Annotated in this window: 21 protein-coding genes; 15 read left to right on the forward strand and 6 right to left on the reverse strand. The window is 67.4% G+C overall.

The features are described 5' to 3' along the window. Positions 1-3: 3 nt before the first annotated feature. The 3 genes from paaK to QYL93_RS15960 are packed head-to-tail and all read right to left on the reverse strand — an operon-like array spanning position 4 to position 2622. Positions 4-1311 (reverse strand): phenylacetate--CoA ligase PaaK, encoded by a 1308-nt coding sequence (gene paaK / locus QYL93_RS15950; RefSeq protein WP_305744557.1) that lies wholly within the window; start codon positions 1309-1311, stop codon positions 4-6. Between the two features lie 35 nt (positions 1312-1346). Continuing rightward, the gene (gene paaI / locus QYL93_RS15955; protein WP_305744558.1) at positions 1347-1811 is read right to left on the reverse strand and encodes a hydroxyphenylacetyl-CoA thioesterase PaaI; all 465 of its coding nucleotides are present in this window, start codon (positions 1809-1811) and stop codon (positions 1347-1349) included. Between the two features lie 7 nt (positions 1812-1818). Next, positions 1819-2622: an enoyl-CoA hydratase-related protein gene (locus QYL93_RS15960; protein ID WP_305744559.1), complete on the reverse strand. Its 804-nt coding sequence runs from the start codon at positions 2620-2622 to the stop codon at positions 1819-1821. A 144-nt stretch (positions 2623-2766) separates the two neighbouring features. On the opposite strand from QYL93_RS15960, the gene paaN reads away from it, so the two are divergent. Continuing rightward, entirely contained in the window at positions 2767-4449 is a 1683-nt protein-coding gene (gene paaN, locus QYL93_RS15965; protein WP_305744560.1) for a phenylacetic acid degradation protein PaaN, read from the forward strand. Positions 4450-4455: 6 nt separating this feature from the next. On the opposite strand, the gene QYL93_RS15970 is transcribed toward paaN, so the two are convergent. Both QYL93_RS15970 and QYL93_RS15975 read right to left on the reverse strand, forming a co-directional pair. Next, positions 4456-5787, reverse strand: coding sequence for a sulfatase (locus QYL93_RS15970; protein ID WP_305744561.1), 1332 nt, complete (start codon positions 5785-5787; stop codon positions 4456-4458). Between the two features lie 5 nt (positions 5788-5792). Beyond that, the gene (locus QYL93_RS15975; protein WP_305744562.1) at positions 5793-6746 is read right to left on the reverse strand and encodes a tripartite tricarboxylate transporter substrate-binding protein; all 954 of its coding nucleotides are present in this window, start codon (positions 6744-6746) and stop codon (positions 5793-5795) included. Positions 6747-6829: 83 nt separating this feature from the next. On the opposite strand from QYL93_RS15975, the gene QYL93_RS15980 reads away from it, so the two are divergent. The 14 genes from QYL93_RS15980 to gspD all read left to right on the forward strand — a co-directional run bounded on the left by QYL93_RS15980 (position 6830) and on the right by gspD (position 24614). Then, positions 6830-7357, forward strand: coding sequence for a MarR family winged helix-turn-helix transcriptional regulator (locus QYL93_RS15980; protein WP_305744563.1), 528 nt, complete (start codon positions 6830-6832; stop codon positions 7355-7357). Positions 7358-7483: 126 nt separating this feature from the next. Next, positions 7484-9064 carry an MFS transporter gene (locus QYL93_RS15985; protein ID WP_179683230.1) on the forward strand — a complete coding sequence of 527 codons (1581 nt, stop codon included), beginning with the start codon at positions 7484-7486 and terminating at the stop codon, positions 9062-9064. Between the two features lie 29 nt (positions 9065-9093). Further along, the gene (gene hemE / locus QYL93_RS15990; RefSeq protein ID WP_305744564.1) at positions 9094-10209 is read left to right on the forward strand and encodes a uroporphyrinogen decarboxylase; all 1116 of its coding nucleotides are present in this window, start codon (positions 9094-9096) and stop codon (positions 10207-10209) included. A 1451-nt stretch (positions 10210-11660) separates the two neighbouring features. Further along, on the forward strand, positions 11661-13790 hold the full coding sequence (gene priA / locus QYL93_RS15995) for a primosomal protein N' (protein WP_370876983.1): 2130 nt from the start codon (positions 11661-11663) through the stop codon (positions 13788-13790). A 225-nt stretch (positions 13791-14015) separates the two neighbouring features. Then, positions 14016-15614 carry a GspE/PulE family protein gene (locus QYL93_RS16000; protein WP_305744566.1) on the forward strand — a complete coding sequence of 533 codons (1599 nt, stop codon included), beginning with the start codon at positions 14016-14018 and terminating at the stop codon, positions 15612-15614. Further along, positions 15611-16807: a type II secretion system F family protein gene (locus tag QYL93_RS16005; RefSeq protein WP_305744567.1), complete on the forward strand. Its 1197-nt coding sequence runs from the start codon at positions 15611-15613 to the stop codon at positions 16805-16807. Before QYL93_RS16000 ends, QYL93_RS16005 begins: the two co-directional genes overlap by 4 nt. 33 nt (positions 16808-16840) lie before the next feature. After that, positions 16841-17299, forward strand: a complete 459-nt coding sequence (gspG, locus tag QYL93_RS16010; RefSeq protein WP_305744568.1) for a type II secretion system major pseudopilin GspG — start codon at positions 16841-16843, stop codon at positions 17297-17299. A 113-nt stretch (positions 17300-17412) separates the two neighbouring features. Next, positions 17413-17892, forward strand: coding sequence for a prepilin-type N-terminal cleavage/methylation domain-containing protein (locus QYL93_RS16015; protein WP_305744569.1), 480 nt, complete (start codon positions 17413-17415; stop codon positions 17890-17892). Between the two features lie 4 nt (positions 17893-17896). Further along, complete coding sequence (locus QYL93_RS16020; protein ID WP_305744570.1) at positions 17897-18406, forward strand: prepilin-type N-terminal cleavage/methylation domain-containing protein; 510 nt, start codon at positions 17897-17899, stop codon at positions 18404-18406. Next, a complete protein-coding gene (locus QYL93_RS16025; protein ID WP_305744571.1) occupies positions 18403-19041 on the forward strand; it encodes a type II secretion system protein J in 639 nt (212 codons plus the stop codon). Before QYL93_RS16020 ends, QYL93_RS16025 begins: the two co-directional genes overlap by 4 nt. Continuing rightward, positions 19038-20084 carry a hypothetical protein gene (locus QYL93_RS16030; protein ID WP_305744572.1) on the forward strand — a complete coding sequence of 349 codons (1047 nt, stop codon included), beginning with the start codon at positions 19038-19040 and terminating at the stop codon, positions 20082-20084. The genes QYL93_RS16025 and QYL93_RS16030 overlap by 4 nt, the downstream gene beginning before the upstream one ends. A 79-nt stretch (positions 20085-20163) precedes the next feature. Further along, positions 20164-21510, forward strand: a complete 1347-nt coding sequence (locus QYL93_RS16035) for a hypothetical protein (protein ID WP_305744573.1) — start codon at positions 20164-20166, stop codon at positions 21508-21510. Then, a complete protein-coding gene (locus QYL93_RS16040; protein ID WP_305744574.1) occupies positions 21507-22118 on the forward strand; it encodes a hypothetical protein in 612 nt (203 codons plus the stop codon). Before QYL93_RS16035 ends, QYL93_RS16040 begins: the two co-directional genes overlap by 4 nt. Before the next feature lie 39 nt (positions 22119-22157). Continuing rightward, a complete protein-coding gene (gene gspD / locus QYL93_RS16045; protein ID WP_305744575.1) occupies positions 22158-24614 on the forward strand; it encodes a type II secretion system secretin GspD in 2457 nt (818 codons plus the stop codon). Between the two features lie 60 nt (positions 24615-24674). On the opposite strand, the gene QYL93_RS16050 is transcribed toward gspD, so the two are convergent. Beyond that, positions 24675-25628, reverse strand: coding sequence for an AEC family transporter (locus QYL93_RS16050; protein ID WP_305744576.1), 954 nt, complete (start codon positions 25626-25628; stop codon positions 24675-24677). Positions 25629-25703 lie beyond the last annotated feature (75 nt).

Consider the following 25703-nt stretch of genomic DNA (forward strand, 5'->3'; position numbering starts at 1 on the left):
CGCTCAGCGGGCGCGCTGGTCGATCACGCGGCGGGCCTTGCCCACCAGCGTGCGTTCGATGGAATCGGTGGCCAGCACCTCGACCTGGCAGGTGATGCCCACCAGGGTCTTTATGCGGTGCTGCACCCAGCCGGTAAGGTCCGGGCGCTCGCCGTCGGCCACGCCGGGCTGCAGCTCGCAGCGCACGGTCACCTGGTCGAGGTTGCCGTCGCGCGCCACGAGGATCTGGTACTGACCCGAGAGCTTCTCGTTCTGCAGCACGATCTCTTCGATCTGCGTGGGGAACACGTTCACCCCGCGGATGATGAGCATGTCGTCCGAACGGCCGACGATCTTGCCCATGCGCCGGAACGCGCGCGAGGTGGGCGGCAAGAGGCGCGTGAGGTCGCGCGTGCGGTAGCGGATCATGGGCAGTGCCTCCTTGCTCAGCGAGGTGAAGACCAGTTCGCCCTCCTGGCCGTCGGGCAGCACCTCGCCGGTTTCGGGGTCGACGATCTCGGGGTAGAAATGGTCTTCCCAGACCACCGGGCCGTCCTTGCTCTCAATGCATTCACTGGCCACCCCAGGGCCCATCACCTCGGACAGGCCGTAGATGTCCACCGCGTCGATGCCCGACTTTGTCTCGATCTCGCGGCGCATGGCCTCGGTCCAGGGCTCGGCGCCGAAGATGCCGATCTTGAGCGAGCTCTCACGCGGGTCCAGCCCCTGGCGCACGAACTCTTCGTTGATGACCTGCATGTACGAAGGCGTGACCATGATGATGCTGGGCGCGAAGTCGCGGATCAGCTGCACCTGCTTTTCGGTCTGGCCGCCCGACATGGGGATCACCGTGCAGCCGGCGCGCTCGGCGCCGTAGTGCGCGCCCAGGCCGCCCGTGAACAGGCCGTAGCCGTAGGCCACGTGGATCAGGTCGCCGGCGCGCCCACCCGCAGCGCGGATCGAGCGCGCCACCAGGTCGGCCCAGGTGTCGATGTCCTTGCGCGTATAGCCCACCACCGTGGGCTTGCCCGTGGTGCCCGAGGAGGCATGGATGCGCGACACCTGCTCGCGCGGCACGGCGAACATGCCGAAGGGGTAGTTGTCGCGCAGGTCCTTCTTCACCGTAAAGGGAAACTTCGACAGGTCGGACAGCTGCTTCAGATCGGACGGGTGCACGCCCTTGGCATCGAAGGCGCGCCGGTAGTGCGCCACGTTGTCGTAAGCGTGCTGCAGCGTCCAGCGCAGGCGCTGCAGTTGCAGGGCCTGGACTTCATCGCGGCTGGCGGTTTCGATGGGCTCCAGGTCGCCTGGGGCAGGTTGGCGCACGGCCATGGATGTCTCCTGTGGGTCTATCTAGGTATGGGGGGTCAGCGGCCGGCGGCATCCAGCGGCACGGTGGGCTTGCCCTTCATGCAGTACGAGCGGCCGCGGAATACGGCAATCGCCTCGCCGCGCTGGTTGCGCACATTCACGTCGTACACGCCGGTGCGGCCGGCCAGCGAGACCTCGCGGGCCTCGGCCGTGAGGCGGTCGCCCTCGCGTGCGGGCGCCAGGAAGTCGATGGACAGGCCCGAGGCCACGGTCATCTCGTTGCGCGCATTGCACGAGAAGGCGAAGGCCGAATCGGCCAGCGTGGTGATGAAGCCGCCGTGGCAGATATCGAAGCCGTTGAGCATGTCGGCACGCACGGTCATCTCGAGCGTGGCCTGCCCCGGGCCGATGGCCGTGATGGCGATGCCCAGGCCCTGCGTGGCACGGTCGTTGGCCAGCATGCCGCTGCGCACATGCTCGGCGATGGCCTGGGGGTCGAGCGTGGAAGTGGTGGAATCCATGGGGTACTCAGCGGTCTTTGAACACGGGGGCGCGCTTGCCGATAAAGGCCTCGACGCCCTCGCGGTAGTCGGCGGATGCACCCAGCGTGCGCTGCACGGCCGCCTCGTGCGCCAGGGCCTGGCCGAAGTCCATCTGCGCAGCGGCGTCCATCGCGTTGCGCGTGGCCACCAGTGCCTTCACCGGCATGGCGGCCAGGCGCTGGGCCAGGGTCTGGGCCTCGTCCTGCAGGGCCGCATCGTCCACGCAGCGCCAGATCAGGCCCAGGCGTTCGGCCTCGGGCGCGGGCAGCTTGTCGCCCAGCAGCGCCAGGCCCAGGGCCTGGGCGCGGCCCACCAGGCGCGGCAGCAGCCAGGTGCCGCCGGTGTCGGGCACCAGGCCGATCTTGGTAAAGGCCTGGATGAAGCTGGCCGAGCGCGCGGCCAGCACCAGGTCGCAGCCCAGCGCCAGGTTGGCCCCGGCGCCCGCAGCCACGCCGTTGACGGCGGCGATGACCGGGATCGGCATGCTGCGGATGCGCTGGCACAGCGGGCCGTAGAGCTTGTCGATCACCCCGCCCAGGTCCTTGGGGGCGGCACCGGGCGTGAGGTCGGGCGCCACAGCCGGGTCGGCCAGGTCCTGCCCCGCGCAGAAGGCACGGCCCGTGCCCGTGAGCACCACGCAACGCACCTCGGCGTTGGCAGCGGCTGCCTCCAGCGCGGCCAGCAACTGCGCATGCAGTTCGGCCGTGAAGCTGTTGAGCGCGGCAGGCCGGTTGAGCGCCAGCGTTTGCACGGCGCCCGACTGCGTCACGAGGACCAAAGGTTCAGACATGGATGCTCCTGCCTATCAAGGTGGGGAAATCGTGTGTTGACCGATCGCAAACATTATTGACCGACCGTTCGGTAGAGAATAAACTTTCCACAACCCTGATGCAAGTCAAACCCCTCAGGGCAAACCCTAAACGGAGACAAATACATGCCCCTGTTCGATACCCACCGCGCCCTGCTGGACGGAGCCCTCGGTGCCCTGGCCACGCGCGGCCACTGGACGCCCTTCCCCGAATCGCCTTCGCCCAAGGTCTATGGCGAGACCGGCCAGGCCGATGGCCAGGCGGCCGTGGCCGCCTTGCTGGGCAAGGATTTCCCGCTGCTGCAGCCCGGCGAGCGGGGCCGGCTGGCCACGGAGCGCTCGCCCTATGGCGTGGCGCTGGACGTGCGCTACCCCGATTGCGACGTGCTCGCGCTGGTGGCCGCGGCCCAGGCCGCCGAACCGGCCTGGCAGGCGCTGGGCGCGCAGGGCCGCGTGGGCGTTCTGCTGGAGGCGCTCATGCGCATCCACCGCCGCAGCCACGAGATCGCGCATGCCGTGATGCTGACCACCGGCCAGGGCCCGATGATGGCCTTCCAGGCCGGCGGCCCGCATGCGCAGGACCGCGCGCTCGAAGCCATTGCCTACGCCTGGAAAGCCATGGCCGACGTGCCCGGCGAGGCGCTGTGGGACAAGCCCCAGGGCAAGAACCCCTCGCTGGTGATGCAAAAGCACTACGAGATCGTGGGGCGTGGCGTGGCCCTGGTGATCGGTTGCGCGACCTTCCCCACCTGGAACACCTACCCCGGCCTGTTCGCGGCGCTGGCCACGGGCAACCCGGTCATCGTCAAGCCGCATCCCAACGCGGTGCTGCCCGCCGCGATCTCGGTGAACATCCTGCGCGAGGTGCTGGCCGAGCAGGGGCTGGACCCGAACACCGTGACGCTGGCCCTGAGCCCCCGCGCCGAAGACACGCAGGCCCTGGCCACGCACAGCGCGGTGGCCAGCATCGACTTCACGGGCAGCAACCAGTTCGGCCACTGGCTCATCGACAACGCCCGGCAGGCGCGCGTGTATGCCGAGATGGCCGGGGTGAACACCGTCATCATCGAATCAACCGACCAGTACGCGGCCCTGCTGCGCAACCTGGCGTTCACGCTGTCGCTGTACAGCGGCCAGATGTGCACCACCACACAGAACATCCTGGTGCCGCGCGGCGGCATCGCCACCGACGACGGGCACAAGAGCTTCGAGCAGGTGGGCGAGGACCTGGCGGCTGCGGTGACCGAGCTGGCCTCGAACCCGCGCGTGGCAACCTCGGTGCTGGGCGCCGTGGGCTCGCCCGAGACCGTGGCGCGCATGCAGCGGGCGAGCAGCAAGGGCCGTCTGGTGCTGGGCTCGCGGGCCCTGCCCCACCCCGAGTTCGCCAGCGCGCAGATCCACACGCCGGTGATCGTGGCGCTGGACCAGGCCGACAGCGCCATCTATGGTGAGGAATGCTTCGGCCCCGTGTCCTACCTGGTGGCCACCGATTCGGGCGCGGCCTGCCTGCAGGTGGCCGAGGCCACGCTGCGCACGCACGGCGCACTGACCCTGGGCGTGTACTCCACGGACCGCAGCTACATCGATGCCGCAGTGGCCCTGGGCCGGCGCACGCGCGTGGCCCTGTCCATCAACCTCACGCAGGGGGTGTTCGTGAACCAGTCCGCATCGTTCTCGGACTACCACGCCACGGGCGGCAACCCGGCGGCCAACGCCACGTACACCAGCCTGGCCTTCGTGGCCGACCGCTTCGTGATCGTGCAGCGGCGCGAGCATGTGGCTGCGCCGGCTGCCTCAGCCACCAGGTAAGCAGCGTCAGCGTTGCGGCATGTCCTTGATGGAATAGCCAAGGCTGACCGTCGCGTCCTCCGGTATGGCCGGCATGGTGGCGTTCCACGCCTCCCATGCCGCGCGCATCGCGGCCAGGCGCCCAGGGTCCACCTGGGCGCGGTTGGCGCGCTCGCGCTCGTCATCGGCCAGGTTGAACAGGTAGTCGTTGCCGTCCACGCGCAGGTACTTCCACTGGCCTTCGCGCATGGCGCGCTGGCCGCGGTGGTTCATGCGCCAGAACAGCGGGCGCTCGCACTCCCAGTCGGCATCGCGCAGCAGCGGCATGAGCGAAGTGCCGTCGAGCGGGTAATCCGCATCGGCGGCCACGCCGGCCGCGTCGAGCATCGTCGCGGACCAGTCCATGGTCATGCAGCTGTGCACGCTCTCGCCGCCCGGCGCGATCACGGCAGGCCAGTGGGCGATCCACGGCACGCGGATGCCGCCCTCGGTCAGGTCCATCTTGCCGCCCACCAGGGGCCAGTTGTCCGAGAAGCGCTCGCCGCCGTTGTCGCTGGTGAAGACCACCAGCGTGTCGCGATCGATGCCGTGGCGGACCAGCGATTCCATGATGCGGCCGATGCCCTCGTCCATGTGGTGGATCATGCGGCGGTAGGTTTCGATGTTGCCGCCGTGCAGGTGGAACAGGTTCTGCCGCACCTCATCGGCCAGCGCAGCATCGTCGCGTGTTTCCCAGGGCCAGTGCGGCGCTGTGTAGTGCAGGCTCAGGAAGAACGGCGTGCCCGCCTGGGCGCCGGGCGCCATGCGCTCCACAAAATCCAGCGCATGGTCGGTGATCAGGTCGGTGAGGTAGCCGTCCTGCTGCGCCTCCTCCTCCCCCAGGTACAGGTCGTGCTGCCCGGCAGAGCTGCAGTGCGTGAAGTAGTCCACCCCGCCCGACATGGGGCCGAAGAACTCCTCGTAGCCCGACTGCAGCGGCCCGAAGGCCGGCGGGTAGCCGAGGTGCCACTTGCCCATGAGCGCCGTGCAGTAGCCGCCCGCGCGCAGCAGCGAGGGCAGCGTGGGGTGCGAGGGCGGCAGGCCCAGCGTGGTGCTGCCCCGGCTCTTGCTGTTGATGGGCTCTTCGGCCGCACCGCGCAGGCGGTACTGGTAGCGCGCGGTCATCAGCGCAAAGCGCGTGGGCGAGCACACGGGGGAGTTGGAATAGCCCTGCGTGAGCTTGAGGCCCTGCGCGGCCAGGCCGTCGAGCACGGGCGAGACCGGGCCAAAGGCGGCCTCGCGCCCGCCGTAGCAGCCCAGGTCGGCATAGCCCAGGTCGTCAGCGACGATGAAGAGGATGTTGGGGCGCTTTTGCTGCATGGCGATCAGGGTTTGAAGCCGGAGCGTTGCACCACGGGGGCCCATTGCGCACGGTAGGCCTTGAGCATGGCCTCGGTCTGCGCCATGCTGCTGGCCACGGGCTCCATCTTGGCGGCCTCGAACTTGCGGCGGGTGTCAGGGTCCTTCATGACCTCGTGGATCAGGCCGGCCAGGCGCTCGGCCTGGGCCTTGGGCATGCTCATCGGCGCGAAGAAGGTGTTCCAGCCCGTGGCGGCCAGGTCCATGCCGCCTTCCTTGAAGGTCGGGATCTTGGTGTCCAGCGGGCTGCGCTTGGCACTGGAAACGGCCAGGATGCGGATCTTGCCCGCCTCGTGCTGGGGCAGCAGGGTGTCGAAGGTGTCGAAGGCCACGGGTACCTGGCCACCGATCAGGTCGTTGAGCAGCGGCGCCGAACCGCGGTAGCCGATCACTTCGGCATTGACCTTGGCGGCATCGCCCACCATGAGGCCGAAGAAGTGCGGCAGGCTGCCGGTGGCGGGCACGCCGAAATTGGCCTTGTCGGGATTGGCACGCAGCCAGGCGATCAGGTGCGGCAGCTCGCGCACGGGCACGGCGCTGGAGACGGCCACGCCGAACTCGTAGCTGTTGACATGGCTCACGGGGCGGAAGTCGCGCTCGGCGTCATAGCCCGCATCGGGGAAGACCAGCGGCGCCACCAGCATCACGGCCGGGTTGGCCAGCAGCAGCGCGGGCTGGTTGGCCGGCGCGCTCTTGACGGCCTGGGCCGAGAGGCGGCCACCGGCACCGGTGCGGTTCTCCACGATCACGGGCGAGCCGAGCTTGGCCTGCAGCTTGTCGGCCACGATGCGGGCCACGCGGTCGCTGGAGCCGCCAGGGGCATAGCCGACGATGATGCGCAGCGGCGCCTCCTGTGCCTGGGCCAGGCAGGCCGACAGCGCGAGCGCGGCAGTGAGTAAGGAGACGAGGGGTTTCCACATGGCGGTGCTCCAAAAGAAGATAGCCGCACTGTAGAAGGCCCACAATCGATTGATCTAAACAACCGATGCCCGGACATACCCTGATGCCCGAACCCGCCACCCCGCCCCGGCTGGCCGACCCCGAGGCGGCCCAGCACCTCCTGATGTACCGCCTGAACCGCCTGCTGGCCGTGGCCGGCAGCCTGGTGGTGCGCCTGTGCGAGGGCGGCTACGGCATCACGCGCCGGGAGTGGGGGCTGTTGATGTGGCTGGCCGAGCACCCGGGCATGCCGCCGGCCGAGCTGGCCCTGCGCCTGGGGCTGGATCGCGCGCGCACGTCACGCGCCATCACCTCGCTGCTGGCCAAGAAACTCATCACCCGCGATGCCATGCCGGGCGACCGGCGCCAGGCCGTACTTTCGCTCACCCCGGCAGGCCAGGCGGTGCACGATGCCCTGTTCCCACAGATCAAGGCGCTCAACCAGGGCCTGCTGGCCGGGCTGGATGCGAGCGCGGTCGAGGCGCTCGATGCCAGCCTGGCCCACCTGCAGCGCCAGGCCGAGGCCCTGGTGGCCACCCGCACCGATGTGCCGCGCACCTACCGGCTCAGGGGCGGGCGGCACATCGAATAGGCCAATTCATTGGCCGATGTACAGGCAATCGAAGGGTTGTGCCACGCCAAAGGCGGCTGGTAACGCTATCCTGTGACCACAGGTGCAGCGCGCACCTCCTCTATATAAGAATCCCACTCCGCATCCATGTCCACATCCACCTCGCTCTGGAGCCCCCTGCGCCAACCTGCATTCAGGGGCTTGTGGCTGTGCGGCGGGGTGTTCTTCATCGGCAGCGGCATGCAGACCATGGCGGCCGCCTGGCTGATGGTGGAACTCACGGGCTCCTCCTTCCTGGCCGCACTGGTGCAGACCGCCGTGTTCATGCCCATGTTCCTGCTGGCGCTGCCGGCAGGCGTGCTGGCCGACACCACGGACCGTCGCCGGCTGATCTCCGGCGCGCTGCTGGCGCAGATCGGTGCCTGTAGCCTGCTGGCCCTGCTGGTGCTTATGGGCTGGGGCGGGCCGGCGTCGGTGCTGTTCCTGGTGTTCGTGTGCGGCTGCTGCACGGCCGTGCTCACGCCGGCCTGGAACTCCTCGGTCATCGACCCGGTGCCGCGCGAGGAATGGCCGCAGGCCATCACCGCCGTGAGCATTGCCTACAACGCAGCGCGCGCCGTGGGCCCCACGCTGGCGGGGCTGGTGTTCGCGCAACTGGGGGCAGGCTGGGTGTTCGCCGTGGCGGCGTGCACCACCGTGGTGATGTGGGAATCCATCCGCCGCTGGCCCCCGCGCCCGCATGCCCCGACGCGGCTGCCGGCCGAGCGCCTGTGGGGCGGCACCCTGAGCGGCCTGCGCTTTGCCTGGCATTCGCGCATGATCCTGGCGCAGCTGGTGCGCGTGATGGCGTACAGCGCGGCGGGCTCGGCCCTCTGGGCCCTGCTGCCCGTGATCGCCCAGCGCCAGCTGGGCACGGGCGCCCAGGGCTTCGGGCTGCTCATGGGCTGCCTGGGCACCGGCGCCGTGGCCGTGGGCCTGGTCATCGGCAAGCTGCGCGCCCGCTTCAGCCTGGATGCCATCGTCAACGTGGCCTGCCTGGTGTTCGCCGGGGCCATGCTGGTGGCGGCGTTCTCACATACCGCCTGGGTGGTGTACCTGGCCATGGTGCTGGGGGGCGCGGCCTGGATGTCGGCCATGTCCACCTTCAACACCGCCACCCAGGCCAGCGCACCGCCCTGGGTGCGCTCGCGTGCGGTGGCCATGCACATGGTGGCGGCGCTGGGCGCCTTCGCCATGGGCTCGGCCTTCTGGGGTGCGGCGTCGGACATCGTCGGCCTCGCGCCCACCCTCTGCGTCGCCGCCGCCATCATGGGCGCCGGCCTGCTGCTGGCGCGCCCCATGCCGCTGCGCATGGGCGCCCTGCACGAGGTGACGCAGGCCACCCCCTGGGACGAACTCTTCATCGAGGCCGAGCCCCTGCCCGAAGCCGGCCCGGTGGCTGTGGAAGTGGGCTACCGCATCGCGCCGGGCAACGACGCCGACTTCCTGGACACCATCAGCCGCATGAAGGCGCCACGCCGGCGCGACGGCGCCACCTTCTGGCGCGTCTACAAGGATCTGGGCGAGCCCTCGCGCTATGTGGAGCGCTTCATCGTCGAGTCCTGGGCCGACTACCTGCACCAGCGCGCCCGCGCCACCATGGCCGACCAGGCGCTGGAGACCGAGGTGCGCGCCTACCTGGCGCCCGGCGAGGTGGCACGCATGTCCCATTACATCGCTGAACGGTAGCCCTCCACGCGCCCTGCGACAATCGGGGCATGAGCTTCGCCCCCCTTTCCAACGACACCTTCCTGCGCGCCTGCCGCCGCCAGGCTACCGACTACACCCCCCTGTGGCTGATGCGCCAGGCGGGCCGCTACCTGCCCGAGTACAAGGCCACCCGCGCCAAGGCCGGCAGCTTCATGGGCCTGGCCACCAATGTGGACTACGCGACCGAGGTGACGCTGCAGCCTTTGGCCCGCTTCACGCTCGACGCGGCCATCCTGTTCAGCGACATCCTCACCGTGCCCGACGCCATGGGCCTGGGCCTGTCGTTCGCCGAAGGCGAGGGCCCGCGCTTTGCCAAGGTGGTACGCGATGAGGCCGCCGTGGACGCACTGGCCGTACCTGACATGGACAAGCTGCGCTACGTGTTCGACGCCGTCACCAGCATCCGCAAGGCACTGAACGGCCGCGTGCCGCTGATCGGTTTTTCGGGCAGCCCCTGGACGCTGGCCTGCTACATGGTCGAAGGCAAGGGCAGCGACGACTACCGCATGGTGAAAAGCCTGATGTATTCGCGCCCCGACCTGATGCACCGCATCCTCGCCACCAATGCCGATGCCGTGGCCGCCTATCTGAACGCGCAGATCGATGCAGGCGCCCAGGCGGTGATGATTTTCGACAGCTGGGGTGGTGTGCTGGCCGACGGCGCCTTCCAGGAGTTCAGCCTGGCCTACACGACGCGGGTGCTGGCACAGCTCAAGCGCACCGGCGTGGACGGTACCGACGTGCCCCGCCTGGTCTTCACCAAGGGCGGCGCCCTGTGGCTGGAAGACATGAAGCCGCTGGACTGCGAGGTGCTGGGCCTGGACTGGACGGCGAACCTGGCGCGCGCGCGTGCCCTGGTGGGCGGCGCCGTGGGCGGCCCGGGCAAGGCCCTGCAGGGCAATATCGACCCCAATGTGCTGTTTGCCCCACCCGAGCAGATCGCCGCGCAGGCGCGCCGGGTGCTCGACAGCTTCGGCACGCCGCACACCGACCGCAGCAGCACCGGGCCCACGCACATCTTCAACCTCGGGCACGGCATCAGCCAGTTCACCCCGCCCGAGCATGTGGCGGCGCTGGTCGAGACCGTGCACCAGTATTCCCGCAGCCAGCGCGCCGGAGGCTGAAAAGCCGCCCTCCAGCGCCGGGAATAGCCTGGGTTGTGCACACCAGCGGTGCATCTGCGAAAAAATCAATCGGGCCGTCTGCGTGACGGCCCTTTTTTTTCGCACTGATGCAAGTGCTTGATTTGTATAGGCATTCACCGGATGCACTTTTGCTGGGCAATCTACCGGAAGCACGGTTTTTCAATGGTCGGCAGGCCAAACACCGGGGATATCAACAAAGTTATCCACAGAATTTCTGGATTTCTTATGAAAACCCCGTGAAATCAAGCACTTGCAGCCGAAATGACAGAAAACGCTGCATGTCGCCCTGCAGCGCCAGCATAAAAACCGGGGCCAACCTCCCCTTGACGAACCGGGCCCAATGCACTTATGCACACAAAACGTGATGCGGCGCAGCAAAAACCGCAGGCATTGCCCTAGCACAAGAAAGCGCTGCAGAAATCCTCAGATGATTGATTCATATGGATTTTTTGACCCTGCCACTTTGACAGGCATTCTGTTGGAGCCCAGCATCCATGCGGTTTGCGGAGCCATGGAGACAGGATGTCAACAAAGTTATCCACAAAATCCCGGGATGACTTGCCAGAGCGCGTCGGAACCGCCGGCCGGGTGATCCGCCCCGCCCTGCGCCTTCACTGTGGGGTGCGCCGGCCGAAAATGCCGCTGGCCTCCGCATGCTTACTGATTTGGGTAGAAAAGGCTGTCAGAAAAGCCATTCCAGGACCAGGAATAGCCAGGGTTGTGCACACCGACAGCCCATCCTTGAAAAATTCTATCGCGCGGTTTCCACGGCAGCACTTTATTTTCGCCGTGTCGCAAGTGCTTGATTTGTATAGGCATCCACCGGTTGCACTTTTGGCAGGCAACCTAGCAAAAGCACGGTTTTTCAAGGGCTGGCGGTCTGCATGCAGGAGATATCAACAAAGTTATCCACAGATTTCCTGAACTTCTCGGGAAACCCTTGATAAATCAAGCACTTGCGTGCGACATCGCAGAAATCAGTGGACATCCACCTTGCTGGCTAGCACAGAAAGTACCCTAAATGCCCTCTTGACGAACCGAGCCAACTGCACTTATGCACACAAAACGTGATGCGGCGCAGCAAAAATTGGGTCTATGCCGCTAACACAAAAAATCGCCCAGAAAATCTTCAGATGATTGATTCATATGGATTTTTTGACGCTGCCGGATTAACAGGCAATCTGTTCAGGCCCAGTATCCATGCGGCCTGGGCCGTGGTGAAGACAGGATGTCAACAAAGTTATCCACAGAATTGTGGGATGACTGGAAAAACGCAGCGCGATCATGCACTTGGCGCCCACATCGCCACAGAACATGAACTAGCGCACGCAAGCTGCGCAGGCCGCCCGTGCGCCCGGCGAGCTGGAGGATTCGCGTACGATTCCCGGTTGCCTTGCCGCTCCTGCGCGGTCGCCGCGCCCCCTGATCCCTTGACCTTGCCCCCCACCACCATCGTCCATGTGGCCCTGCACGCGCCCTCGCACAGCGGCGTGGGGGAGCTGCTGAGCTACGCCAGCCCCGAGGCCCTGCCGCCGGGCACGCTGGTGCGGGTGCCGTTTGGCACGCGCGAGGTGCTGGGCGTGGTCTGGGACAGCGACGAAGCCACGGGCGAGTTGCCCGAGGGCGCCACCATGCGCGCCATTGCCGGGGTGCTGGCCGGCGTGGCGCCGCTCGATGCGCCCTGGCGCCGCCTGGTGGGGTTTGCGGCACGCTACTACCAGCGCTCGCTGGGCGAGGTGGCCCTGGCGGCCCTGCCGCCACAGCTGCGCGACCTGGGACCGGAGCAACTGGCCCGGCGCCTGCGCCGCCCGGCCGCGCCCGTTGGTGACACCAGCCAGGACCTGCCCACCGTGGCCCTGACGCCCGAGCAGGAAAGCGCGCGCGCGCATATCGCCGCCAAAAAAGGCCCGTTCGTGCTGTTCGGCAGCACCGGCAGCGGCAAGACCGAGGTCTACCTGCGCTGCGTGCAGGAGGTGCTGGACGCCGACCCTAGCGCCCAGGCCCTGGTGATGGTGCCCGAGATCAACCTCACCCCCCAGCTCGAAGAGCGCTTCACCGCCCGCTTCGCGCCCCGTTTCGGCGCCCAGGCCGTGGTCTCGCTGCACAGCGGCATGACCAATCCGCAGCGCCTCAAGAGCTGGCTGGCCGCCCACAGCGGCACCGCGCGCATCGTGCTGGGCACACGCATGGCGGTGTTCGCCAGCCTGCCCGGGCTGCGCCTGATCATCGTGGACGAGGAGCATGACCCCAGCTACAAGCAGCAGGAAGGTGCCCGCTACTCCGCACGCGACCTGGCCGTGTGGCGCGGGCGCGAGCAGGGAGCCAAGGTGCTGCTGGGTTCGGCCACGCCCTCACTGGAAAGCTGGTACGCCAGCCGCCCGCCCACCGCGGAAGACCCGGAGGGCGGCCGCTACCTGCGCCTGCACATGCCCAGCCGCATCGGCGCGGGGCAACTGCCGCGCGTGCGCCGGGTGGACATGAACCAGCAGCCCCGGCGCGCGGTGTTCACCGCCCCCTTGCTGGCCGCCATCACCGAGCGGGTGCAGCGCGGTGAGCAGAGCATGATTTTGCTCAACCGCCGCGGCTACGCACCCGTGCTGCACTGCGCCGACTGCGGCTGGAAGAGCGACTGCCCCCACTGCAGCGCGCACCAGGTGTTCCACAAGACCGACCGCACCCTGCGCTGCCACCACTGCGGCTACACGGTGCGCGTGCCGCGCCACTGCCCCACCTGCGGCAGCCCCGACATCCTGTCCATGGGCCGGGGCACCGAGCAGTTGGAGGAGCAACTGGGCGGCCTGCTGTCCGAGGTGCTGCGCCCCGACGGTTCGCCTGCGCGCATCGCCCGCATCGACGCCGACACCACCAAGGCCAAGGGCGCACTAGAGAGCCAGCTGGCGCAGGTGCACTCGGGCGAAGTCGATGTGCTGGTGGGCACGCAGATGATCGCCAAGGGCCACGACTTTCGCCGCATCACCCTGGTGGCGGCGGTGCAGCCCGACGGCGCGCTGTTCTCCAGCGACTTCCGTGCGGCCGAGCGCCTTTTTGCCCTGCTGATGCAGGCGGGCGGGCGCGCCGGGCGCGACGCAGCCTACATGGCCGCCCAGGGCGGCGCCGCCTGCGAGATGTGGGTACAGAGCTTTCACCCCCAGCACGCCGTGTTCGAGGCGCTGCGCACGCACGACTACCCTGCCTTCGCCGCCCAGCAGCTCCAGGAGCGCCAGGAGGCGGGCATGCCGCCCTTCGCTTACCAGGCCCTGGTGCGCGCCGACGCCCGCACCCAGGAGGTGGCCCAGGGCTTCCTGACCGCCGCCAGCGCCGCCGCCCGGGAGCATGGCCTGCCGGGGCTGAACCATGTCACCCTGTACCCGCCGGTGCCGCTGACCATCCAGCGCATCGCCAACGTGGAGCGCGCCCAGATGCTGCTGGAAAGCCCGAGTCGGGCCGCCCTGCAGCGTTTTCTGGCTACTTGGCAGCCGGTGATGCAGGCCACGCGCAGCGATCCGGCCCACAAGGGGCTGATCCGCTGGCTGGTGGATGTGGACCCTCTGGCTATTTGACCCCATTAACAGGAACTCGTCTTTGTTACGCGCCCCAGCACAAGCCCACCCATGCAGGGGGTGCCCCGGGAAAGGCGAACAAACTACAATGCCGGGTGGTGCCAGAACGCCCCCAGCCCGTGGCTGGACGGGTCGCGCAGCGCCCATGCCACATGCCTTGGGCCGCTGGCAAACCCCTTTTCACCCCAAGTTCCCCGTGCCGAACCGGCCATTCCCACAGCAACTATGAGCAGTCTCCCCATCGGCACCGATGACGCCGGCAACCAGGAAGCAGAGCTTCTGGCCCAGTTCGCGCGCAACCTGAAGGTGCCGCTGCTCAACACCATGACGCATGCGCTGCAGGACGTGGCCCCCATCGAAGGGCTGTCGCCGGCCTTCCTGCGTTCCAACTCGCTGCTGCCGTTCTCGGTGTCGGACGAGGTGGTGCACATCGCCTCCAGCGTGCCGGTGCAGTTGGCGGCACTCGATGCCCTGAAGCAGTTCTTCAGCGTGCCCACGCGCCTGCACTTGGCCCCGCGCATGTGGATCCACTCCGGCCTGGACCAGATCTACCGGCCCGAAAACGCCAACCTGGCCGCCTTTGACGACGAGAACGCCTCGGGCTCCGACAACCAGGACGACGACCTCGAAACCCTGAAGGCCCTGGCCGAAGACGCCCCCGTGGTGCGCCTGGTGCAGTCGCTACTGCTGCGCGCGGTGGAAAGCCGGGCATCGGATTTGCACCTGGAAGTCTCGCAGCAGAAGTTCCGCGTGCGCTACCGCATCGACGGCGTGCTGTTCGACGCCGAGTCGCCGCCCCGGCGCATGTACATGGCGTCCATCTCGCACCTGAAGCTGCGCGCCAAGATGAACATCGCCGAGCGCCGCCTGCCCCAGGACGGCCGCATGAAGATGGAAGTCGGCGGCCGCCAGATCGACATGCGCGTCTCCACCGTGCCCACGGTGTACGGCGAAAGCATGGTCATCCGCCTCTTGGACCAGGGCCCCGGCATGATGGGCATGGACTCGCTCGGCCTGAACGCCGAGGCGCTGGCCATGCTGGAGGCCGCCATCGTGCAGCCGCACGGCATGATCCTCGTGACCGGCCCCACCGGCAGCGGCAAGACCAGCACGCTGTACGCCTCGCTGGGCAAGGTGAACCTGCCGGGCAACAAGATCATCACCGTGGAAGACCCGGTCGAGTACCAGATCGACGGCATCAACCAGATCCAGGTGAAGTCGCAGATCGACCTGACGTTTGCGAGCGCGTTGCGCTCCATCGTGCGGCAGGACCCGGACATCATCATGGTCGGCGAAATCCGCGACCGCGAAACGGCCGAGATCTCGATCCAGTCCGCCCTCACGGGCCATTTGGTGTTCTCGACCTTGCACACCAACGACTCGTTCGGCGCACCCCACCGGCTCATGGAGATGGGGGTGGAAAGCTACCTCATCGCCTCCTCGGTGGTGCTCATCGTGGCGCAGCGCCTGGTGCGCATGATCTGCCCGCACTGCCGGGAGGGCACCACGCCTACCTCGGCCGACCTCTTGTTCCTGGCCGAAGAAGGCGTGCAGGCGCACCAGGTGACCGAGCTGTTCCACGGCAAGGGCTGCCACCACTGCGGCCAGTCGGGCTACATCGGGCGCACGGGCATCTATGAAATGCTGCCCATGACCACCGCGATCAAGGAAGCCATCATCCAGAAGCTGCCCGCCGAAGGTGTGCGCCGCAAGGCCATCGAGCAGGGTGTGCGCACCATGCGGGCAGACGGCATCAGCAAGGTGCTGGCCGGCGTGACCACGCTGGAAGAGCTGGCGCGCGTCACCCGCCAGGAGATGACGTGAGACCCCGCCCCAGTGCAGCGGGCGCCAGCCAGCCGCCCCTGGTCGACAGCGGCAGCCCGCTGCCTGCCGACACCGCCCAGCACCTGCCGCTCGCGGCCGACGCGAAGCCGGCCGCAAGTGGCATTTCCTGGACGGCCTCGCTCGGCGGCGGCAGCAAGCGCGTAGGCATCAAGCATGTGCTGGCCATGACGGAGCAACTGCTTACTTTGCTCGATGCCGGCCTGCCGCTGGACCGGGCGCTTCACATCTGCCAGAGCAGCATCGAGCAGCCCTTCTTTCGCGGCGTGATGCAGGCCGTGGTGGTCGATGTGGAAAAAGGCAACTCCCTGGGCGATGCCTTCATGCGCCACCCCTCGGTGTTCCCGCGCCTGTACGTGAACATGGTGCGCGCGGGCGAAGAAGGCGGCGTGCTGCCCGTGGTGATGCAGCGGCTGGTGGAGTTCTACACGCGCAGCATCGAGTTCCGCTCGTTCCTGGTCACCTCGTCCATCTACCCGGTGCTGCTGTTCTTCTTCGGCGTCAGCGCACTGCTCGGGCTCACGGTGTTCGTGCTGCCCAAGTTCGGCCAGATCTTCACCGACATGCACCAGGAGCTGCCCATGGCGGCGGCCGTGCTGATCGGCACCGGCGAGTTCCTGAAGACCTACGGCCTGTACATCCTGGCGGTGATCGCGCTGGCCCTCACCGGCTTCGTGATGGCCCTGCGCGACGAGAAATGGCGCGAGCGCTGGCAACTGCTGCTGCTGCGCATGCCCGTGCTCGGCCCCCTGCTGCTCAAGATCCAGCTGGCGCATGTCTGCCGCACCTGGGGAACTCTATTGGCCAGCGGGGTTCCGATACTCACCGGCATGCGCATCGTGCGCGAGCTGACCGAGCACATCCCTTTGCGCCGGGCGCTCGACCGGCTGGTGCGCGCCGTACAGGAAGGCAAGGGCGTGTCGGGCCCGGTGCGGGCGGACCCGTTCTTTCCACGCCTGCTGGGCCAACTGGCCGCAGTGGGCGAGGAATCCGGTGCGCTCGATGCCATGCTCGTGAAGGTGGCCGACCAGTATGAGAAAGACATCCAGAAGGCCACCCGCAACCTGGTGGCGCTGTTCGAGCCCATGATGATCCTGCTGATGGGCGGGCTGATCGGCACCATCGTGGTGTCGATGCTGACCGCCATCTTCTCGATCAACGACATGCCCCTGTGAATGAACAAGTGAAGTAGCAAGTAGGTTTTTTCAATGCATATCCCCTTCCAGATCCCTTCCCGCAAGCCCTCGCTGCGCCGCGCCGGCGGCTTCACGCTGATCGAGTTGCTGATCGTCATGGTCATCCTGGGCCTCTTGGCCTCGCTGGTCGGCCCACGCCTGTTCGGCCAGCTCGACGCCTCCAAGGTCAAGGCCGCGCGCACCCAGATCGAAATGCTGGGCGCCGCCATGGACACCTACCGCCTGGACATGTCGCGCTACCCGGGCACCGACCAGGGCATCGCCGCCCTGTCGGACAAACCCGCCGACGCGGCCGAGGCCGCCCGCTGGCGTGGCCCCTACCTCAAGAAGAAGGTGGACAAGGACCCCTGGGGGAACAGCTACGTCTACCGTTCGCCTGGCGAAAAGAGCGACTACGAGATCTCGTCCCTGGGCGCCGACGGCAAGGAAGGCGGCACGGGCGACGACGCCGACATCCGCAGCTGGGAATAAGCCATCCCGGAGCCAGTGCGGTTGCGCATGAAAAAATGGTGCCCCCGCACTCCGCCGCTGCGCGGGTCGCTGCCCCCCGAGGGGGTCGCTTTTCATCTTGGGGCGGCCCGGCGATGAAAAGGTCCGCCGGGTTTACGCTGCTCGAACTGCTCTTGGTGCTGGTGCTCGTGGGCATCGGCACGGGCCTGGCCATGGTCTCGGTGGACCAGTTGGCCGGCCGCGCCGAGGAGCGCCGCTGGCTCGACCGGACGCAGCAGGAGCTCAAGCGCCTGCGCAACCGGGCCGTGCTCAGTGGCGCATCGGTCGAGGCCACGCTCTACTTCGATTCGGGGCGCATCGCCACGGCAGCCGGCAATGTGCTGGAGCTGCCCGGCAGCTACCGCTTCGTCGCCAGCCCCGACACCCGCCCGCGCACGGCAGCCACGGCCACCCGTGCCGAAGACGAAACATTGCAACTCCTGTTCTACCCCGATGGCACCGCACAGGAGGCGGCCTTCCTCGTGCGCACCCCCTCGGGCGTGCAGCAGCAGTTCCGCATGGCCCGCATCAGCGGGCGCATTGAAAGAAAAGATGCCGCGCCGACCGAGCAGTAAGCCCTTGCCGGCCCGGCCACGCCCCCTGCAGGAGCAGCACGGCTTCACGCTGCTGGAGGTGCTGGTGGCCATGGTGCTGATCGGCTTTGGCCTGGCGATCGCGTTCACAGCGATCTCGGGCACGGCACGCCTGGACGACAAGATCAACGGCCACACGGCCGCCATGGCGCTGGCCCAGGCCAAGCTCGACGAAGCGCTGGCGAGCCCCACCTTCAGCGTGGCCGACGACGCCGTGGACCAGGGCTATGCGGGCACCGATTTCGGCTACCGCATCCACCTGCGCCCGTTCGAGGCGCTCACGCGCACCCAGCAGGAGCGGATTCCCGCCTTCCGGCAAAAGCTCGAAGAGGTGGAGGTCGAGGTTTTCTGGGGCCCCAAGGGCAACCAGCAGGTCTACCGGCTGAACAGCTACCGCCTGGCACCGCCCCCGCCGGGCGAGCGCGCGGCAGGCGGCGCGGCACCCACGTCGTCGACCCCGCAGAACCCGCAAACCCCCGTGCGGCCCACGCCATGAGGAGCCAGCGCAGCCATCCCCTTGCAGGCACCCAGACCGGCTTTACGCTGCTGGAGCTGATGGTGGCGCTCGCCATCTCGGCCGTGGTGGCGGTGATCGGCGCCTCGGCCATGTCCACCGCGCTCGACTTCTATGGCCGCAACAACGACCGCGCCCGCTCGCGCGAAGAAGTGCGCGGCGCCGAGCGCATCCTGCGCCATGAATGGACCACCCGTGGCATCGCCGTCAAGGGCAGCGCCACCACGCTGGAGTTCGACACCCTGCACCCGGTGATGGGCACGCCCGGGGCGGCTCCGGCCATCGCGCGCGTGGAATACGCCTGCGAAACCGCCGAAGGCGGCGGCACCATGGTGCTGGTGCACCGGGTCAAGACGCTGGCTGTGGCCACCACCAACAACAGGCAAACGGCCCCGACGCTGCTGGACACCAGCGTGCTGGCCTCGGGCCTGCGCATGTGCGCCTTCTCATACCTGACCCGCATGCCCAACCGCGAAGGCAAGCCCATCCCGACCTGGTTGGCCAAATGGGAGCAGTTGCGCCAGCCACCGGACCTGCTGCGACTGGGACTGTCGGGCGTGCGCGATGACATGCCCGCCCTGGTGTACAGCGCACGCGGCGAGGCGACTGCGCCATGACCGCCCGCCCCCTGCAGCCCACCAGGCACCTGCAGCGCCGTGCCCGCGCGGGACGGGGCGCGGCCGAGCGCGGCTACATCCTGCTGTTTGCGCTGGGCCTGATGGCAGTGGTGACCACGGTGGTGCTGGGCGTCTCGGTCTCGCTGCGACTGGACGCCCAGTTGCTCGCCCGCGAAAAAGAAGCGCTGCAGGAAGGCTATGTGCTGCAATCGGCCGCCGCGTACACCGCCCTGCAACTGGGCGTTGCCTCGGCCGTGGCGGGCGCCAACCCGCCCTTGCCCGAAGAAGTGCGCCGCAACTGGCCGCTGTGGCGCCTGCCCGAACCGGGTGCGCCGCCCGCCGTGGCACCAGGCACGGCCCCCTCATCCCGCAGCACGGCGGCAACGGCCGCTGCCGGCACCACCCCCACGGCCCGCTACGAAGCCACGCTGGGCCGCCAGCCGTTCACGGTCGAGCTGCAGGACGCCAGCGGCCTGCCCGACGCCAACGACCTGACAGCACAGGAGTGGGAGCGGCTGTTTGCGCTGCTGGGCACGGCCCCGGAGCGTGCACGCGAGCTGGCGCTGCTGACCATGGAGTTCAAGAACCGTGTGATGGACGCGCGCGGAACGACCGGATTTTCAAGCATGCGAGAATTGACGGATTGGAACGAGATACCGCGCAGCTTGGTGCGGGGCGGCACGACCCAGGTTCCCGTGGGTTTGCAGGACCTGCTGGTGGTAGGCACCAAGAACCGCAAGGTGCGGCTGGACACAACGCCCGTCGTGCTGCTGCGGACCCTGGGCAATCTCACGGACGACCACCTGCAGCGGCTGGCCACCATGCGCCGCTCGGGCACCCCCATCACGGCAGCTCTGGCCCAGCAGTGGACCGCCGGCACGGGCCTGATCGCGGCCGACATGGCGGGCCCGCCCACGGCCGCCAAGGCGCGGTTGCGCCTTGGGGGGCCCCGGCCCACGGGTGCGGCCCTGGTGGCGACCCTGGTCCAGCAGGGTGGAAAGTACAGCGTGGTGGATTCCGTTGTCGATGTAAGCGCCCGCTGACCCCTGCCAGCCCAGCGACCGACCGAACACCCGAAGGCAGCCCGAAAAGAACACCTCGATCAGATTGAAACCTCAACCGATGCGCAATTTTTCCCCCTCAGCCGGCTGGCGCCACCAGCTCGTGCTCTCCCTCTCACCGCACAGCCTGTGCATCCTGCATTTCTACCGCGGGCTGCTGGGCTGGAAGCGTGCGCATGAGCTCTCGGTGCCCCTGCCCGAGGGAGACGGGTTTTCGTCGCAACTGCAGCAGCAGCTGGCCGACTGCGTGACGCGCTGGAAGATCCCGCCAGCCACGCGCGCGCACTGGGTGCTGGCCGGTGACATCCTGGGCATCGTGCCGCCCAGCACGCAGGGCGCAGGTGCCCCGCCCTCGCTGCCCTTCCCGGCCAGCGACACGCGCACCCAGGTGGACAGCTTCGGCGGCGCCGAGGGCGCCTCGCTGATGTGGATGCACAAGGACTGGGTGACCGAGATCGAGCGCATCAGCAGCGCCTGCCGCCTCGACCTGGTGGAGCTGTACGCCCGCGCCCAGCTGTTCCAGCGCATGGCGGCCAAACAACCCGCCTCGCTGCGCACCGTGGTCGAGGCCGATGCCTCGGACCAGTACCTGCATGTGTATGGCGCCAACGGCACCATGCTGCGCACCCGCGTGCTCGACGCGGGCGACACCCACGAACACCTGGCCCAGACCCTGCAGGTGGAACTGGCCGCCCTGGGCGCGCCGGCCTACACCGCACCCGCCCGCCCGGTGCAACTGACCACGCCCAAGGGCTACGCCGCCGAGCCACAGACCTGGGCCGACTACCAGCACCATGTGCTGCAAGCCGACTCCCACAGCGACCTGCTCGAAAAGCTCTGGCGCTCGGACCAGGGCGGCATCATCGTGCGCCACACGCACAACGACATGGTGCAGGCGCTCAAGGTGCTCAGCGTGGGGCTGGGCGCCGCCGGCCTGGCGGGCCTGGCGCTCATGGTCTGGCATGACGGGCGCCTGGTGCGCCAGATTGAGGAAGGCCGCGACCGCGTGCGCAAGGACCTGCCCAAGGTCGAGGCAGCCAAGCTGCTCAAGGCCCGCACGCTGCGCATGGCCGATGCGGTGCAGGCCGTCAACACGGCGCGCGAAGCACCCTCCGCATTGGGCCCGTTCTCGCAATTGGTTGCGTATTTCCCGCCGCCTCCGGCCACTTTGCAGTACTTCAGCTCCGACAATGGCGTGGTAGCGCTGGCGGGCCAGGGCAATGAAGCAAGCGTGAAATGGCTGCAGGACCGGCCGCTCGCAGGCTTTGGCGCCTGGACCGACTTCCCCGTGCCTGAATACCTGGCCGCCAGCACCCCGCAGATCCACCTGCAGGCGCGCAAGGAAGCGCCCAAACCCATTGTTCCCGCACCGGCACAGCCACCCGCATCGGGGGCCTCCCAACCATGATGAAGCGCGATCTCAAGCGGGTGCATGCCGCCCACGGCATCAAGTACTTTGCCTTTCCCGTCGTCGTGCTGCTGCTGATTGCCGCACTCGTGGACCAGCGCCTCACCGGCTATCTGGAGCACCGCGAGCAGGCCAGCGACCTGCAGACCCTGCTGGAGAGCAACCAGACCACCCTGGACCTGGACAAGAAGGTGCAGGCCAACAGCGAGCAGGTAGGCGGCAGCTACACGCCCGTGCAGGCGCAGCTGTTCGTGGCCAATGACATCACCGACTCCGTCAACGCCATGCAGCAGCAGGTGACCAAGCTGCTGCAGGGGCTGTACTTCGACAATATCGACCTTTCGGACTTCTCGGATGCACCCAAGGGCAGCATCTCGCGCATGTCCTTCACGGCGCGCTTCAACGGCGTGCCCCAGCAGTTGCCGCGCCTGCAGATCGCACTGGCGCAGTCGCCCACCCTGCTGGTCATGGAGAAGGTCGAGATCAAAGTGGTGGACGACACCCAGCGCGGCGGCCAGCAACTGCACATCGTGGCCCGGTTTTCCGGCCTGCACATGAAGCCGCTGCCCGAGGCGGCCGCCCCTGCTGCGCCCGCTGCCCGAAAATAAATCGAAACCCAGCCGAACCGCTGAATTTCAGAGACTGCAATGAAAAAATCCATTCCTCCCATGCTGCGCAAACTGACCGCTGTGAGCATGCTCCTGCCCACACTGGCGGCCACGCAACTGGCGATGGCCCAGCAGGCACCGATCAACCCCTTCACCGGCCAGCCCATGCCTGCAGTGCCCAGCGGCAGCGGCACCCCCGTGCCCGGCGGCTTCAGCCTGCCCGGCATCACCATGCAGCCCCCGCAGGCGGGCGGCGCCGTTGCACCGGCCACAACACCGGCAACGGCCCCTGCTGCGGCAGCGCCCGCCATGCCGGCCCCCATGGCCATGCCCGCCCCTGGTACTGCCGCAGCGCCTGCGGGCGGCAACCCCGGCGCGGTGCTGTCCAACACCCCCAACCCGGGCGTGACGCTCAAGTTCGACAATGCCGACATCTACGAGGTGATCCAGGTCGTGCTCGGCGAGGTGCTCAAGCTCGACTACGTGATCGACCCCACAGTGCAGGGCCGCGTCACGCTCAAGAGCACCGGCGCCATCAGCATGGCCGACATCTACAGCACGCTGGAGACGGCGCTCGCGGCAAGCAACATCTCCATCGTGCGCCAGGGCAAGATCTACAAGGTGCTGCGCGACACCAATGCCGTGCGCGACAGCGGCATCGGCCAGGGCGTGGGCCCGGCCTCGTCGGTGATGCAGATCATCCCGCTGCAGTTCGTGCAGGCCAACCAGTTGGCCAACACCCTGCGCGGTTTTGTCGGCGCGCAGGCGGCCATCACCAACGACCCGTCCAACCGCTACCTGATCGTGGTCGACCGCGCGGCCAACGTCGAGAAGATCGTGGAAATGGTCAAGACCCTGGACTCCGACTACGTGAGCCAGGTACAGATCAAGCTGTTCCCGTTGGCGCACAGCGAAGCGGCCGACGTGGCCAAGGAGCTCGACGCCATCTTCAAGACCTCGGGCATCTTCAACAAGGCAGGCACCGACGCCAACAAGACCTACTTCCTGCCCGTGGCGCGCATGAATGCGGTGATGGTGGCTGCCGCCAACCCCGCTCTGCTGCAGACGGCAGAGCAGTGGATCAAGACGCTGGACGCCGAGCCGCGCAATGGGCTGGGTTCGTTCGTGCATGTGTACCCGGTGGCCAATGGGAATGCGGCGAATCTGGCGAGCCTGGTGACGCAGATTTTTGGCGGGTCGGCGCCGACGCAGAACAATGCGAATACAGGGGCTTCGGCGTTGCCATCGGCATCAGGAACGGCCTTCGGTTCGGCTACGGGCGCTACCGGTAGCAGCACAGGCCTGGCAGGTGCCGCCGCCGGTGGTACCAACAACCAGAACAACAGCTCCACTGCACGCACCATTGAACGGGGCAACACGCCTTCGCAAGGCACGACTGGCACCGCCCCTGGCCTGGGTGGCTCGGTGCAGGTGATAGCGGACACGGAAACCAATACGCTGATCGTGCGCGCGTCGCCACAGGACTATCAACAGGTGCGCAAGGTACTGGAGCGGCTGGATGCATCGCCGCGTCAGGTATTGGTGCAAGTAATGGTTGCAGAAGTCTCACTGACTGACGCGCTGCAGTACGGCGTGGAGTGGTGGATCAAATCTGCACTGAGCACCGGAGGCAAAAGCTGGCCAGGCTTCTTCGGGCTTGACGGCTCACCCGTCCCAGCAAACGTTGGCGCTGTTTCCGTGTCTGGCGCAACCCCAGCGGTTACCGGTACCGGCTCTGGACTGAATTACGCTGTTTTTGGCAGCGCTGGCCAAGTGATTGGTCTGCTCAACGTGCTTGCCAAAGACACCAACGTGAACGTAATGTCCACACCACACGTGTTGGCCAGCGATGGAAAAATCGCCAAGATAGAGGTAGGCCGCGAAATTCCAATCGTCACGCAGACTGTATCCACGCCCAACAGCAGCTTGCTCGGCACTTCGAATTCCACCTCCAACTCGGTGCAGTATCGGCCCACGGGCATTTTGCTGGAGGTCAAGCCCAGCATCACCTCTACTGGACGTGTCACGCTGAGCATTTCGCAGGAAGTCAGTAGCCTGGGGCCCAACGTGGCGGCAGGTGGCGCCGAGTACCCTAGCTTTCAAAAGCGCAAGGTAACCACGGATGCCACCATCGAAGACGGCAAGACCATCATGCTTGCTGGCCTGATCGAAGAACGAGGCGACAACACCATCAATGGAATTCCCCTGCTCAAAGACATTCCTGTTGTGGGCGGGCTGTTTGGCAATACGAGCAAAAACAAGACTAAAACGGAACTGCTGATCACCATCACCCCCTACCTTGTCAACAACCGAGAAGAGGCCGACCGGCTGGCAGGGACCTTCCAGGAAAGCCTGCAGAAGCTCCGCGTAATGCTCCAGGATAACAAATCAGCCCAGGCTCCCAATCTGAGCCGCGATGCCCCCGTACGCAGCCAGCAAAAGCCTGCAGCCCTGGCTGCACCGCAGATCCAGAACAGCGAAGCCTTCGTCAACTGATCCCGTTTTCGCCCAAACGGAACAGCCCACTTCGGTGGGCTGTTTTGCTTTGCGGAGAATTCAAGTCAGCAAAGCCACTGCGCCAGAGAAGCTCAAAAACGCCAACGCCGTAGACACCAGAATGATCCGCGCCACGCGCCCGTTGTTGGCGCCAAAGCGCTCGGCCAGCAGCGAGACGTTGCTGGCGCTGGGCAGGGCAGCCACCAGCACCAGCACAGTAAGCGCAAAGGGCGTGAGCGGCACGCCCATGGCCATGGCTACCGTGCCCGCGCCCCACACCAGCACCGGGTGCACCAGCAGCTTGGCCAGTGCCACCGGCACGTACTCGCGGGCAGGAACCTGTTCATGCTGGTTCATCTGGGAGCGGGCCAGCACCGCGCCGATGGTGAACAGTGCCACGGGCGAAGCCGCATCGGCCAGCATGGCCACGGTGCGGTCCACCGGGCCGGGGAGCTTGAAACTGAGCGCCGATGCCAGCGCACCGAGGGCGATGGACCAGGGCATGGGATTTTTCACCATGCCCTTGAAGGCATTGCGCAGCGCCACACCCACGCCGTGCGTGCCCGCGCCGTCCAGGCGCGAGAGGGCGATGCACAGCGAGCTAGTGACCAGCATGTCCACCGCAATGGTCACGATGGCGGGCCCCGCGGCCTGCGCACCCAGCAGCGCCACGAGCAGCGGCACGCCCATGAAGCCGGTGTTGGGAAACGCGGCCACCAGCGCGCCGAAGGCCGCGTCGTTCCAGCCGATGCGCCCGCGGCGCGTGAACGCCACCGTGCCCGCCACCATGACCAACGCACACAGCACATAGACACCGGCCACGGCCGGATCGAGCAGTTGCGCGATCGGCGTGCTGGCGCCAAAGCGGTACAGCATGCAGGGCAGCGCGAAGAACAGCACGAAGGCGTTGAGCCCCGGAATGGCCGGCTGCGGCAGCACGCCCCGCCGGGCGGCGAGGTAGCCGCACAGCACCAGTGCGAAGAAGGGGAAGGTGATGAGGAGGACGGATAGCACGGAAGATATTGTCGGCGCGGCCAAGCCCCGCACGGGCGATGGATACCGCAGGCGGTCAGCGCAAAGTCAGGTGGG

It is taken from the genome of Acidovorax sp. A1169, assembly GCF_030704685.1.
Taxonomy (GTDB): Bacteria; Pseudomonadota; Gammaproteobacteria; order Burkholderiales; family Burkholderiaceae_C; genus Acidovorax.